Source organism: Ignavibacteriota bacterium (assembly GCA_016708125.1).
Taxonomy (GTDB): domain Bacteria; phylum Bacteroidota; class Ignavibacteria; order Ignavibacteriales; family Melioribacteraceae.
Genome location: JADJGF010000001.1, coordinates 1,726,475 through 1,740,437 on the forward strand (window position 1 = coordinate 1,726,475; position 13,963 = coordinate 1,740,437).

General features: G+C 29.9%; 11 protein-coding genes. 7 read left to right on the forward strand and 4 right to left on the reverse strand.

All coding sequences use genetic code 11. The features are described from left to right. Nucleotides 1-77: 77 nt before the first annotated feature. Nucleotides 78-3,296 (forward strand): carbamoyl-phosphate synthase (glutamine-hydrolyzing) large subunit, encoded by a 3,219-nt coding sequence (gene carB, locus IPH62_07820; protein ID MBK7105175.1) that lies wholly within the window; start codon nt 78-80, stop codon nt 3,294-3,296. A 98-nt stretch (nt 3,297-3,394) separates the two neighbouring features. On the opposite strand, the gene IPH62_07825 is transcribed toward carB, so the two are convergent. Together IPH62_07825 and IPH62_07830 are read right to left on the reverse strand one after the other, a co-directional pair. Next, complete coding sequence (locus IPH62_07825) at nt 3,395-3,766, reverse strand: hypothetical protein (GenBank protein ID MBK7105176.1); 372 nt, start codon at nt 3,764-3,766, stop codon at nt 3,395-3,397. A gap of 3 nt (nt 3,767-3,769) precedes the next feature. Further along, on the reverse strand, nt 3,770-4,534 hold the full coding sequence (locus IPH62_07830; GenBank protein MBK7105177.1) for an SDR family NAD(P)-dependent oxidoreductase: 765 nt from the start codon (nt 4,532-4,534) through the stop codon (nt 3,770-3,772). A gap of 237 nt (nt 4,535-4,771) precedes the next feature. Here IPH62_07830 and IPH62_07835 point away from each other — a divergent pair, with 237 nt between their 5' ends. From IPH62_07835 to hslU, 6 genes are all read left to right on the forward strand, one after another. Next, nucleotides 4,772-5,335: a DUF3109 family protein gene (locus IPH62_07835; GenBank protein ID MBK7105178.1), complete on the forward strand. Its 564-nt coding sequence runs from the start codon at nt 4,772-4,774 to the stop codon at nt 5,333-5,335. Nucleotides 5,336-5,337: 2 nt separating this feature from the next. Beyond that, the gene (gene rpoN / locus IPH62_07840; protein MBK7105179.1) at nt 5,338-6,795 is read left to right on the forward strand and encodes an RNA polymerase factor sigma-54; all 1,458 of its coding nucleotides are present in this window, start codon (nt 5,338-5,340) and stop codon (nt 6,793-6,795) included. Between the two features lie 156 nt (nt 6,796-6,951). Continuing rightward, complete coding sequence (locus IPH62_07845) at nt 6,952-7,578, forward strand: isoprenylcysteine carboxylmethyltransferase family protein (GenBank protein ID MBK7105180.1); 627 nt, start codon at nt 6,952-6,954, stop codon at nt 7,576-7,578. 12 nt (nt 7,579-7,590) lie between these two features. Further along, on the forward strand, nt 7,591-9,411 hold the full coding sequence (locus IPH62_07850) for a peptidyl-prolyl cis-trans isomerase (GenBank protein MBK7105181.1): 1,821 nt from the start codon (nt 7,591-7,593) through the stop codon (nt 9,409-9,411). 164 nt (nt 9,412-9,575) lie between these two features. Next, entirely contained in the window at nt 9,576-10,118 is a 543-nt protein-coding gene (gene hslV / locus IPH62_07855; GenBank protein MBK7105182.1) for an ATP-dependent protease subunit HslV, read from the forward strand. 3 nt (nt 10,119-10,121) lie between these two features. Next, nucleotides 10,122-11,498 carry an ATP-dependent protease ATPase subunit HslU gene (hslU, locus tag IPH62_07860; protein MBK7105183.1) on the forward strand — a complete coding sequence of 459 codons (1,377 nt, stop codon included), beginning with the start codon at nt 10,122-10,124 and terminating at the stop codon, nt 11,496-11,498. Between the two features lie 130 nt (nt 11,499-11,628). Here the strand turns inward: hslU and IPH62_07865 are convergent, their stop codons facing one another. After that, on the reverse strand, nt 11,629-12,585 hold the full coding sequence (locus IPH62_07865; GenBank protein MBK7105184.1) for a DUF3667 domain-containing protein: 957 nt from the start codon (nt 12,583-12,585) through the stop codon (nt 11,629-11,631). A 21-nt stretch (nt 12,586-12,606) separates the two neighbouring features. Continuing rightward, nucleotides 12,607-13,956 carry a DNA repair protein RadA gene (radA, locus tag IPH62_07870; GenBank protein MBK7105185.1) on the reverse strand — a complete coding sequence of 450 codons (1,350 nt, stop codon included), beginning with the start codon at nt 13,954-13,956 and terminating at the stop codon, nt 12,607-12,609. Between the last annotated feature and the right edge of the window lie 7 nt (nt 13,957-13,963).

Consider the following 13,963-nt stretch of genomic DNA (forward strand, 5'->3'; position numbering starts at 1 on the left):
ATACAGATATTCACTGAACTTTATTTATATCTGTGTAAATTTGTTTTTTCAGTGTAATCTGCGTTCCATTAAATCCCATGAATAAAGAAATAAAAAAAGTTTTAATATTAGGTTCCGGCGCTCTTAAAATTGGAGAAGCCGGTGAATTTGATTATTCGGGCTCCCAAGCATTAAAAGCCTTGCGCGAAGAAAATATTGAAACAGTTTTAATCAATCCAAATATTGCGACAGTTCAAACTTCAGAAAATATTGCCGATAAAGTTTATTTCCTACCGGTTACACCATACTTTGTTGAACAAGTAATAATTAAAGAAAATCCTGATGGAGTTTTACTTTCGTTCGGTGGTCAAACAGCTTTAAATTGCGGAATTGAATTATTCAAAAAAAATATTTTTGAAAAATATAATGTTAAAGTTTTAGGTACACCAATTAGTGCAATAATTGATACGGAAGACCGTGAACTTTTTGCAAACACTTTAAAAAAAGTAAGCATAAAAACTCCAAAAAGTATTGCGGTTAATTCAATTGAAGATGCGCTTAAAGCTGCTGAAGAATTAAATTATCCAATCATTGTTAGAGCCGCGTACACATTGGGCGGGCAAGGAAGTGGATTTTGTGTAAATCCGGATGAGTTGGAAATTCTTGCTTCCAAAGCACTTTCATATTCCGATCAAATTTTAATTGAAGAATCTTTAAAAGGCTGGAAAGAAGTTGAGTATGAAGTTGTGCGCGATTGTTACAACAATTGCATCACAGTTTGTAATATGGAAAATTTTGATCCGCTTGGAATTCATACCGGCGAAAGTATTGTAGTTGCGCCTTCTCAAACTTTAACAAATACCGAATATCATAAACTGAGAGAAATTGCTATAAAATTAATTCAGCATATTGGAATTGTCGGCGAATGTAATGTTCAGTATGCGTTAGATCCGTTTTCAGAAGATTATAGAGTTATTGAAGTTAATGCAAGACTTTCCCGATCAAGCGCATTGGCAAGTAAAGCCACCGGTTATCCGCTTGCATTTGTTGCAGCAAAATTGGCTTTGGGTTACGGACTTTATGAATTAAAAAATTCAGTAACAAAAACCACATCCGCATTTTTTGAACCGGCTTTGGATTATATTGTCTGCAAAATTCCGCGCTGGGATTTGAATAAATTTCATGGAGTTTCCAATCAAATTGGAAGCAGTATGAAAAGTGTCGGTGAAGTAATGGCAATCGGCAAAACCTTTGAAGAAGCAATTCAAAAAGGTTTGCGAATGATTGGACAAGGAATGCACGGATTTGTCGGCAACAAAGATATTCCCACATCAGATATTAAAGATATGTTGGTTAATCCCACTGACATGAGAATTTTTATTATTGCTCAAGCTTTTAAGGAAGGATTAACAGTTGATGAAATTTATGAACTTTCGAAAATTGATAAATGGTTTTTGGTTAAACTAAAAAATATTTTTGATTATAAATATGAATTGCAGAATTATAATTCATTAGAAGAATTGCCGAATCAACTTTTACTTGATTCTAAAAAACTTGGTTTCTCCGATTTTCAAATTGCAAGATTTGTTTTAAAGAGTGAATCGGTCAATGTAGATAAAGATATTTTAAAAGTCAGAAATTTTAGAATTAACAAAGGAATAAAACCTTTTGTAAAACAAATTGATACCCTTGCAGCGGAATATCCGGCTTACACAAATTATCTTTATTTAACTTACAGCGGAATTGAGCACGATATAGATTTTGTAAATGATAATAAATCAGTTGTAGTATTGGGTTCCGGAGCTTATAGAATAGGAAGCAGTGTTGAATTTGATTGGTGCGGAGTTAATGCTCTTAACACAATTAAGAAAGAAAATTTTAGATCAATAATGATAAATTATAATCCCGAAACAGTTAGCACGGATTATGATATTTGCGATCGTCTTTACTTTGATGAACTTACTTTAGAACGAGTTCTTGATATTGTTGATTTGGAAAATCCCAAAGGTGTTATAGTTTCTACGGGCGGACAAATTCCAAATAATTTGGCAATGCGTTTGCACAAATCAAATGTTAACATTTTAGGAACTTCACCTCTTTCAATTGATAGAGCGGAAAACCGACATAAATTTTCTCAAATGCTTGATGATTTAAAAATTGATCAGCCAAGGTGGAGAGAATTAACTTCAACAACGGAAATTAGAAATTTTATTACTGAAGTAAATTATCCGGTTTTAGTTCGTCCGTCTTATGTACTTTCCGGTGCAGCAATGAATGTTGTTTCCAACGAAAGTGAATTAGACCACTTTTTACAATTAGCAACTGAGGTTTCTAAGCAATATCCAGTTGTTGTTTCCGAGTTTATTGAAAATGCAAAAGAAATTGAAATTGATGCAGTTGCCGATAAAGGTGAAATGGTTCTTTATGCAATTAGTGAGCATATTGAATTTGCGGGAGTTCATTCCGGTGATGCAACAATGGTATTTCCTCCGCAAAAAATTTATTTTGAAACTGTACGAAGAATAAAAACTATTTCCAGAAAAATTGCATCTGAGTTAAATATTTCCGGACCATTCAATATTCAGTTTCTTGCAAAAGATAATGATGTAAAAGTAATCGAATGCAATTTACGAGCATCACGAAGTTTGCCGTTTGTATCAAAAGTTTTAAAAGTAAATTTTGTTGAATTGGCAACAGATATTATGCTTGAAGCAAAATATATTAAACCTAATAAATCATTGTTTGAGCTTGATTATATTGGAATAAAAGCTCCTCAATTTTCTTTTTCGCGATTAAGCAAAGCTGATCCGATTCTTGGTGTTGATATGGCTTCAACGGGAGAAGTTGGATGTATTGGCGATGATTTTTATGATGCACTGCTTAAATCAATGTTATCAGTCGGATATAAAATTCCGAAGAAAAATATTTTACTTTCTACCGGACCGGTTCAATCAAAAGCTGAATTATTGGAAAGCTGTAAATTATTAATTGAGAATGATTATAATTTATTTGCAACAAGAGGAACTCACAAATTTTTGAAAGATAATAATGTTGAATCTCAACTTTTATATTGGCCGGATGAAAAGCAAAGTCCCAACACGATTGAATATTTGAGAAAACGAAAAATTGATTTAGTAATTAACATTCCAAAAAATCTTTCTAAAAATGAATTAGATAACGATTACGAAATTAGAAGAAGTGCTATTGATTTTAACATTCCGCTTATAACCAATTCCAGATTGGCTCAAGCTTTTATCAATGCTTTTTGTAAAAAAGATTTGGAAGATATTTCAATCAAACATTGGAATGAACACTAAGTACGTGAAACGTTAGACGAAAAACGTAAAACGAAAAAAGCTTGAGCTCATTTTGTTGGAGTATGAAAAATCAAAAATTAAAATTGAAAAGAAAAAAATTATAATGTAGGATAAATATAAATTCCCGCACCAATCAAAAATCCAATAAAAAATAAAACCGAAGTTTTGTTTTTAATTCCAAAAAAATAAATTTGCTGAAGTGCTCTGAAAAACCAGAAGAAAGAAATCAATCTTAAAATTGAATTGCCAAGTTGAGTTGTAACTAATTCTTTAGTGTAAAAAAATGATAGAAACGCAAAAATTATAAATACAAATGTTAAAGAAATATTAAGTATTTGAAAAATTCCGCCGTTAATAAAATTCATTCTTTTTAATTCTTTATTCCAATTGAAAATTTTCCAAAATAATAAATGAAAAATTGCAAAAGCTAAATTGTAAAATCCGCCGATTATAATAATTGTGTTTTTCATTTTTTACTTTTTATTTTTTTCAACAAATGTGTTTTCTAACTTTTCATAAATCCAATTTGGTATTAATGGAAATAATCTTGTTAAAATTACCAACTGCCAAGGAAATTGAATCATTCGTTTTTCATTTTCAATTCCGTTAATTATAATTTGTGCGGCTTTTTCAACATTCATCATAAAAAGCATTTTAAATTCATTTTTGTCCGTCATTGGAGTTTTAACAAATCCGGGACGAACTGTTAAAACTTTCACATTATATTTGTTTAATTCCGTTCGCAAGCCTTCAAGGTAAATTGTTGCGGCAGCTTTACTTGCTGAATAAAATCCGCTTTTGGAATATCCTTTAGAATCTGCAAGACTTGAAACTCCAACAATAATTCCATTTTTTTCTTCAATAAATTTTGGTAATAATTGTTCTACCCAATAAATAATTCCAAAAACATTTGCGCCGAAAATTCTTTCTGCCGCTTCGGAATTATATTCTTCAACCGGCATTCTCACGGAATATCCCGCATTTAAAATTGCAACATCAACTTTTCCAAATTTTTCTATAACTTTTTGATAAGCATTTTTAACTTCATCTTTTTTGCTTACATCACATTTTAGAATTAAGAGATTTTCATTTTCGTTAAAATTTTCCTTTAGCAAATTTTCTCTTCTTGCAACTAAAGCAAGTTTAACATTTTGTTTAGAAATTAATTGATGAGTAATTTCTTTTCCAATTCCAGAAGTTGCGCCGGTGATTAAAACAACTTTATTTTCAAAATTCATAATTGATTAATTTTTTTTGTGATTTGTAAATTTACACATTTAGAAAATTTCAAAATCAAATTATTGTATGCAAAAATTTTATAAACAAAAAGATTCGATCTTTTAAAAAGAACGTATCTTTATTAATTTTTAACTTTTCGGAAATTTCTTTTAAATGGGTAATATTATTTGAAGAATTAAATCTTTACAAGTAAAGCTTTTTTCACTATCTTAGCAAAAATTATTCCAAATTTTAATATGATTGATCTTGAAAATATAGACGGCGTTTTAGTCAGCAGAGAAATCCCTAAAACTAAATTTACTTGCAATTTAGAAATTTGCAAAGGCGCTTGCTGTACAATGAAAAGCGATTACGGCGCTCCTCTAAAAAAAGAAGAAATTGGTGAAATTAATAAACATTTAGATAAAATTAAAAACTATTTGCCCAAAAAAAGTTTGAAAGAAATTGAGTTGAACGGATTTTGGGAAGAAAAACACAAAGAATTAATGACGAGAAGTGTCGGCAAAAAAGATTGTGTTTTTGTTTTTTACGAGGGCGATATTGCAAAGTGTGCAATTGAAAAAGCTTATTATGATGGAAAAATTGATTTTATAAAACCCATTTCTTGTCACTTATTTCCTATTAGAGTTACAGATTTTGGCGGTGATGTTTTAAAATATGAAAAATATGATGTTTGCGATCCCGCTTTGGAAAAAGGAAAAGAAACAAATTTATCAATTTTAGAATTTTGTGAAAAACCAATTAAAAGAGCTTATAATTCAAAATTTTACAATAAATTAAAGAATCTTAACGGAAAATAATTATGTTATCATTGCAGCAAAAACTTTCACTTCAGCAAAAATTATCACCTCAGCAAATTCAATATCAAAAATTATTGCAACTAAATACTATGGCGTTAGAACAAAGGATTAAAACAGAGTTGGAATTAAATCCAATTTTGGAAGAAACTTTGGAAGATGAAATTGAATTAACTCAAGATCAAGAAGAAAATTCGGATGATGAAACTCAAGAAGAAGAAATTGAAGTAAATAATGATGATGAGTTTGATGTTGAAGATTATATGAATGACGGAGATTTGGATAGCGATAGAATTAATAAAAGTCCGGATGATGAAGATAACCGACCGATTGCTCCATCAAAAGTTTCTCAAACAGAAAGATTATTAGATCAATTACACATATTAAATTTGCCTGAAGAACAAATTATTTTGGGCGAAGTAATAGTCGGAAGTCTTTCTAAAGACGGATATTTTAGAGAAGATTTATCAAAAATTGTTGAAGATTTAAAACTCTTTGAACATGTTGAAGTTTCAATTGAAGATGCTGAAAAAGTTTTAAAAATGATTCAGCTTTTAGATCCCGTTGGAATTGCTGCAAGAGATTTGCAAGAATGTTTATTAATTCAAATTAGAAATTCTTCTTACGATCCGTATTATTCATATTTGGCGGAAAAAATTCTAAGTGAAAATTATACGGATTTTGTTAACAAAAGATTTGATGCAATTCAAACAAAAATGAATTTAACACGAGAAACTTTAAAATCTATTTTGGATTTAATTCACAAACTAAATCCCAAACCCGGAGCCAGCGCACTTGAATCCGATGAAGCAAATCAAATTACTCCAGATTTTATTATTGAAAAAGTTGACGATGATTATGTAATTACTTTAAACGATAAAAGTATGCCATCTGTAACAATTAGTTCAACTTATTTAGAAATGATTGACGGAAAAAAAAGAAAAAGAAAAGTTACTCCGCGCGAAAAAGAAACACATCAATTTTTAAGAGAAAAGTTTGAATCTGCAAAATGGTTTATTGCATCAATTCAGCAGAGAAGAGAAACTTTAATGAAAATAATGCGCTCCATTTTTGAAAAACAATATGCGTTTTTTGAAAATGGTCCAAAGTTTTTGCGACCAATGATTTACAAAGATATTGCCGATGAAATTATGATGGATATTTCTACAATCAGCAGAGTTGTAAACGGAAAATATGTGCAAAGTCCGGTTGGAATTCATGAATTAAAATATTTCTTCAGCGAAGGACTTTCTACAGATGACGGCGATGAAATTTCTAACAAACATATCAGAATTTTAATAAAAGAAATTTGCGATTCTGAGCCAAAAGGCAAACCTCATAGCGATGAAAAAATTGCTAAAATTCTTGTCGATAAAGGAATTCATATTGCACGAAGAACTGTTGCAAAATACCGCGAACAGCTTCAAGTTCCCGTTGCAAGATTAAGAAAAGAATTGAGATAAAAATTTTTGATTGTAAATTAAATCTGATTGTCATTTCGAATCCCAATTTTTTTATTGGGTGAGAAATCTATATAATAAGAGATATCTCATTCGCAAAAAACACTCATTCGATATGACAAAAAATTTTAATAAATGTATGATTGCTGACGATTTTTTATGAATTACATTTTTGATGTTCTAATTATAATATTTTTATTTTCACTTTTTGCAATCCCGCATTCAATTTTAGCAGCCTTTGATGTAAAGAAAAAAATTACCAAAAAAGTTGGAAACAAAATTGCTTTCTACAGATTTTTCTACAATATAACTTCTGTAATTTTTTTTGTTGCGATTTATTACATTTCACCAAAACCAAATGTTAAAATTTACGACTTACAATTTCCGTATGATCTGATTATTTTTACAATTCAATTTTTGGGAATTTTAGGATTATTTTGGACTTCATCATATTTGAACTTGAAAGAATTTTTAGGTTTTAATCAAATTAAAAGATATTTCCAAAATAATTACAGCGCAGAAAATTTGGATGAAAATCACGAACTAATTATTAAAGGTCCGTTTAAATATTCGCGTCATCCGATTTATTTTTTTACAATAATTGTGTTAGGTTTTAGATCAACAATGGATTTATTTTATCTAATATTTTTTATAAGTATGGTAATTTATTTTTACATCGGTTCTGAGTATGAAGAAAAAAATCTTATAAAACGATACGGAGATTCATACCTAAATTACAAATCAAAAGTTGCAAAAATTTTTCCAAATCCATTTTCAAAGAAATAACAAAATTTAATTATGAGAAAATTTCAATTATTAATACTTCTATTTATTTTTTCATCAAATATTTATCCACAAAAAAAAGAAGAAATTGTAGCTAAAGTTGGTGATAAAATAATTACCGCCGAGGAATTTAAATATCGTTTTGAATTAACACCGCAAATAAAAAGGAAGAATTCCGAAAAGGGAATGCAGAAAGCAAAAGAAGAATTATTATACACATTAATTGCAGAAAAACTTTTAGCAATTGAAGCAGAAAAAAATGGTTATGATTCTTCTGCATCGATGAAGATGAATTATATTCCAATGGAAAAAATGCATGTTAGAGATGCATTGTACAAAAAGGAAATTAAAAATAAAGTTTCGCTTAATAAAGAAAAAATTAAGGAAGGAATTTCTCTCGCAAATAAAAAATATTTTGTTGATTACGTTTATACGCAAAGTAAAGATGCAATTGATATTGCTTACAACGAATTAAAAAATTCTAAAAATTATGATTCGACTGCTGCACTTTTGAAGAATGTGGAATTTGTTAAAGAACCTTACGAAGTTATTTATGGCAAAATGGCAATCGAACCCGAAAGCGCAATATTTTCACTTGAACTAAATCAATTTACAACACCTCAGCAATCGCCAGAAGGATGGTATATTTTTAGATTGATAAATAAATCTTCTGCAAATTTCAAATCGTTTGAAGACAAAGTTGCACTTGTTGAAAAAACTGTAAAAAAAAGAAACGAAGATTCTCTTTATGATTCTTTCCTTTATAATTTTTTAAAAGATAAAAAAGTTACAACCGATGGAAGTTTGTTTTGGTATATTGTTGATTCGTTGCAGCCTTTGGTTGAGAAAGTAAAAGTAAGAGAGAATGTTGCAGCAAATGAAAAAATACAAATTAGCGATGAAGATTTTACAAGGTTTAGAAATTCTCTAAATCCCGATTCACTTAAAAAAGTTTTTATAAAGTTTGAAAATAATCCATTAACACTAAATGATTTTTTAAATGAATTTATGTTTGAAGGATTTTATACATATTCCTCAGATATGAATAATATTGCCGAACATTTGAATCAAAGGGTAAGACGCCAAATAGAAATGGAAATATTGACCCGCTACGGATATGAATTAGGGTTAGAAAATTTAGACGAAGTAAAATCTGATACGGAAATTTGGAAGAACAATTATTTGGCAACACTTTACAGAAAAGATTTAGTACTTGAAACAAAGAATATTTTTGAACAAGAAAATTCGATATCGCAAAATGATTCCGTATTTATTGAAACAAAATTTAAAATTGTAGAAATACTTACTGATAGTTTAGAGATTATTCAGCAAGCTTTATCAATTGCTGATGATACCGAAGAATTAAAAAAATTTGCGAAAATTCACACACAAAGAGATTTGGCAAAAATCAATGGCGGAGAGTTTGAATATTTTTCTCAATCAGAATTTGGTGAAATTGGAAAAATTACATCTACTATGGAAATTGGTGATGTTTATGGTCCACTTCAAACAGAAGGAAAATACTCACTTTTTAAATTGATTGATAAAAAAGAAATGAAGATTGAAAACTCAAATGTTGATATTTCAAAAAATAATAGTAAAAATATTTTATACAAAAAAGCTTTGGAAAATTTAGAAAATAAAACAATTGAGCTTGCTGAAAAATATGGAATTTCGATAAACGAAAAATTGTTAAATTCTATGAAATTAAATAATGTTCAAATGATGGTTGTAAGATATATGGGTTTTGGTGGATCAATATTAGCGTTTCCGTATGTTTCACCTTTTTATAATTGGAAAGAAAAATTGGAACAAAAACAGAAAGAACCATTATAAAGACGTATAAAAAAACTTGTCATTCCGATCCCGATATTTTTTCATCGGGAGAGGAATCTCTAATATTAAGAGATTTCTCAATCGCTTCGCTCTTTCGAAATGACTTTAATGATGTTTCTAAAATAAATGAATTGATTAATAAATTTGGTTTAACGGAGAAAAAATTGGAAAGAAAAATTAGATCAACAACAGTTTTAGGCGTAATTCATAATGGAGTTGCGGCACTTGGCGGAGACGGACAAGTAACGCTCGGCAATACAATTATGAAACATAATTCAATGAAAATAAGAAAATTATTAGATGGAAAAGTTTTAGTAGGATTTGCCGGATCGGCAGCAGATGCATTTACACTTCTTGGAAAATTTGAAGAAAAGTTGGATCAGTACAGGGGTAATGTAGAAAGATCAGTTGTGGAATTAGCAAAAGATTGGAGAACCGATAAATATTTACGAAAACTTGAAGCACTTTTAGCTGTTGTTTCACCAGATAAAACTTTTGTCGTTTCCGGAACCGGAGATGTAATTGAACCGGATGATAAAATAATTGCAATCGGTTCGGGCGGAATGTACGCTTTATCAGCTGCTAAAATGTTGGTTAAGTATAGTAATCTTACTGCAGATGAAATTGTTAAAGAAGCTTTAAAAGTTGCATCAGAAATTTGTATTTACACAAATGATAAAATTAATGTTGAAACAATAGGGAAATAAATAGTGAAAAAAGAAAAGTTAAAAAATTTAACACCATCACAAATAGTAAGTGAACTTAATAAATATATAATTGGTCAAGATGATGCAAAACGTGCGGTTGCAATTGCATTGAGAAATAGATGGAGACGACAGCAAGTTGGCGAAGGACTTAAAGAAGAAATTATGCCGAATAATATTATTCTTATTGGGCCAACCGGAGTTGGTAAAACTGAAATTGCAAGAAGATTAGCAAAATTAACCGGCGCACCATTTTACAAAGTTGAAGCTTCAAAATTTACTGAAGTTGGCTACGTTGGAAGAGATGTTGAATCAATGATTAGAGATTTAACAGAGCTTGCAATTAATATGGTTAAATCAGAACAGACAGAATTGGTTCAAGAAAAAGCTAATAATTTAACGGAAGAAAAAATTCTTGATTTATTAATTCCTCCGGTTAAAACTGTACCAAAGGTCAATACAGAAGGTGAAAACGGCGAGAATGATGAAGTTTTTAGAAATGAAAAAACAAGAGAATGGATGCGTGAGAAATTGAAGAAAGGTGAACTTGACGATAAACTTATTGAGTTTGATACAACAACCGCCGCAGTAGGAATGCAAGTAGTTGGTCCGTTTGGTATGGATGATATGGGAATGAATATTCAAGAAATAATTGGAAATATGCTTCCCAAAAAGAAAAAGAAAAGAAAAACTACAATTAAAGAAGCAAGAAAAGTAATGGCTCAAGAAGAAGCACAAAAATTAATTGATATGGATAATGTGCAAAAAGAAGCCGTTAGAAGAGTTGAAGAAACCGGGATAATTTTTCTAGATGAAATTGATAAAATTGCCGGAAGTAAAGGCGGACATAATGGTCCGGATGTTTCCAGAGAAGGAGTTCAGAGAGATCTTCTTCCAATAGTTGAGGGTTCAACCGTAAATACAAAATATGGTCCGGTAAAAACAGATCACATTTTATTTTTAGCATCGGGTGCTTTTCATGTTTCTAAACCATCAGATTTAATTCCAGAATTACAAGGAAGATTTCCAATTCGTGTTGAACTAAAAAGTTTAACCGAAGCTGATTTTATTAAAATACTTACAATTCCACAAAATGCTTTGTTAAAGCAGTATGCTGCACTTTTAGAAACCGAAAATGTAGAAATTGTTTTTGAAGATAGTGCAATTAAAGAAATTGCTAAAACCGCAACAATAGTTAATGAAGAAGTTGAAAATATTGGTGCGCGCAGACTTCATACAATTTTAACAACTTTGTTGGAGGATATTTTGTTTGATGTTCCCGATAAAATGCCGGAAGGAAAAGTTTCTATTTCTGGACAAATGGTTAATGAAAAACTTGATAAGATTGTTAAGAATAGAGATTTGAGTAAATATATCTTGTAAAAATAAATCAAATTTAAGATTCCGGAAATCACGAATGGATTATCCGGAATCATATTAATAAATTCTGAAACCAACAGTCCTCAAATGATTTGTAATTCAGAATTACAAGTCTTCACAATAAACCAACCTCTTAAATGCTTACCATTGCCAATATTGCCAATAATAAAAACGTAGGTAATAACGCAAAAACATAAATGCCCAGAAGTAAAATAAATTTTATAGAAGTTTTAATAATTGACTGCTGATAGAAATTCAGAAGTGATAAAAACAAATAAATTAATATTAGAAAAATTAATGCAAAGATTATGTAGGTATTTGGTATGAAAATAGAAACAATAAGAATAATAAAAATGAAAGTATGAATGTGCAGTGAAAAAACTATATGTTCAACGTAAAGAATTTTTTTTCTTAAGTAAAGTAGTTTTAAAAAAAGTGCAAACAATGGAAGTAAAATAAACATGACTTTTGGAATTTGATTTATAACTTCCTTCCAAAAAATTGTTGAGCTTTCTTCACCAAAACTTGCTAAATATTTTGATTTATTATTCAAATATTTTACAAATGCACTACTGCTGTCATATGATTTGTCCATTGAAAAGTTAAAACCGGGACCTTTAACTATTACTTCCTTTTTACTTTTAGATGAATCAATATTATATGTAACATCAGATTTTAGGTCATTAGCAATTTTTTCATCAAAAGATGTTGAAGAATCAATATCATTAACAGCAGTTTTGCTTGAATCAGCATTTACACCAGAAAATTTATCGAAATCCATTTTAGTGTTTAGACTTACTACAAAGAAAAAAACAAACGTTGTAAAAATGTAGAGGCGTAAAGGTAGAATATAGCTTACTCTTTTCCCTTTTAAATACTCGTGCGTTAAATGACCCGGTTTTATAAGTAAGGGAATAAGACTTTTAAAAAATTTCGAATCGAATGTAAAATAATCACCAAGAAAATCTTTTAACATTTCTCTCAGAGTTATTTTCTTATCAGTATTTAATTGACCGCAATAAGGGCAGTAGGTTGAATAATCAATATCGTTATGGCAGTTTAAGCAATGTTTAGATTTATTTAATTTCATTCTTAAAAATTATGCAAGAAATTATTCTAAAATTTTATTTATCGCTTCGGCAATATTATCAATACTTACCAATTTAATATTATTTTTACTTTTAAGTGATTTCATATTGTTAGCCGGCAGAACAACTGTATCAAAACCTAATTTTTCTGCTTCCTGAATCCTTTTCTCAACATGACCCACACTTCTTATTTCTCCGCCTAAACCGACTTCACCTAAAACGACATAATTACTTTTTGCGGGTTGGTTTTTTAAACTTGAAGCCACAGCTGTACAAACTGCCAAATCAATAGCGGGTTCATCAATTTTAATACCGCCAGCAATATTTAAAAATACATTATGTGAAGAAATTCTTAATCCGGCACGTTTTTCCAAAACAGCAAGAAGAATAGAAAGTCTTCTGTAATCAAAACCGGTTGTAACTCTTTGAGGATTTCCGAAATTTGTTGGGGTAACTAATGCCTGTACTTCCAATAATACCGGACGTGAACCTTCAATACTTGCTGTTACTACTGCTCCGGTTACATTTTCATTTCTTTCGCTTAAAAAAATCTGACTCGGATTTTTTACTTCGGTTAATCCATCGTCATGCATTTCAAAAATTCCAATTTCGTTTGTGTTGCCAAATCTATTTTTTTGCGCACGTAAAATTCTGTACGAATAATTTTTTTCTCCTTCAAACTGAAGAACGGTATCAACAATATGTTCTAAAACTTTTGGTCCCGCAATAAATCCTTCTTTTGTTACATGTCCGATTAATAGAACTGAAAAATTTAAAGTTTTTGCAAGTTGCATTAAAAAGTTTGTACATTCTCTAATTTGCGTAACAGTTCCGGGAGCGTTATCATATTCCGGTTTGAATGTTGTTTGAATTGAATCAATAATTACAACTTCCGGTTTTAGTTTATCAATTGCAGAAGTAATTACATCAAGATTTGTTTCAGATAGAATAAAAATATTTTCTTCGTTAACTTTTAATCTTTTTGCGCGAAGATTAATTTGCTTAACAGATTCTTCTCCGGTTACATAAAGAACTTTTGCACTTATTGATGAAGCGGCTTGCATTACTAAAGTTGATTTTCCAATTCCCGGATCTCCGCCGATTAAAACCACAGAACCAATAATTAATCCGCCGCCAAGAACTCTATCAAATTCATCTAAGTTTGTTTTTATGCGAATATCTTCTTGAGAATTTACTTCACTTAATTTGAAAATATTTTCTTCGCTAACTTTTTGTTTTGATTTTTTTGTTTTTGATTCAACAAATTCTTCAGAGAATGAATTCCACTCTTCGCAGTTTGGACATTTGCCAAGCCATCTTAATGATTCAAATCCGCAACTTGTGCAAATATATTTTATTGTTTGTTTTGACATTTAGATT

Coding starts and splice junctions, on each gene's coding strand:
- carB (MBK7105175.1), top strand. CDS start 78: ATGAATAAAGAAATAAAAAAAGTTTTAATATTAGGTTCCGGCGCTCTT.
- IPH62_07825 (MBK7105176.1), bottom strand. CDS start 3,766: ATGAAAAACACAATTATTATAATCGGCGGATTTTACAATTTAGCTTTT.
- IPH62_07830 (MBK7105177.1), bottom strand. CDS start 4,534: ATGAATTTTGAAAATAAAGTTGTTTTAATCACCGGCGCAACTTCTGGA.
- IPH62_07835 (MBK7105178.1), top strand. CDS start 4,772: ATGATTGATCTTGAAAATATAGACGGCGTTTTAGTCAGCAGAGAAATC.
- rpoN (MBK7105179.1), top strand. CDS start 5,338: ATGTTATCATTGCAGCAAAAACTTTCACTTCAGCAAAAATTATCACCT.
- IPH62_07845 (MBK7105180.1), top strand. CDS start 6,952: ATGAATTACATTTTTGATGTTCTAATTATAATATTTTTATTTTCACTT.
- IPH62_07850 (MBK7105181.1), top strand. CDS start 7,591: ATGAGAAAATTTCAATTATTAATACTTCTATTTATTTTTTCATCAAAT.
- IPH62_07865 (MBK7105184.1), bottom strand. CDS start 12,585: ATGAAATTAAATAAATCTAAACATTGCTTAAACTGCCATAACGATATT.
- radA (MBK7105185.1), bottom strand. CDS start 13,956: ATGTCAAAACAAACAATAAAATATATTTGCACAAGTTGCGGATTTGAA.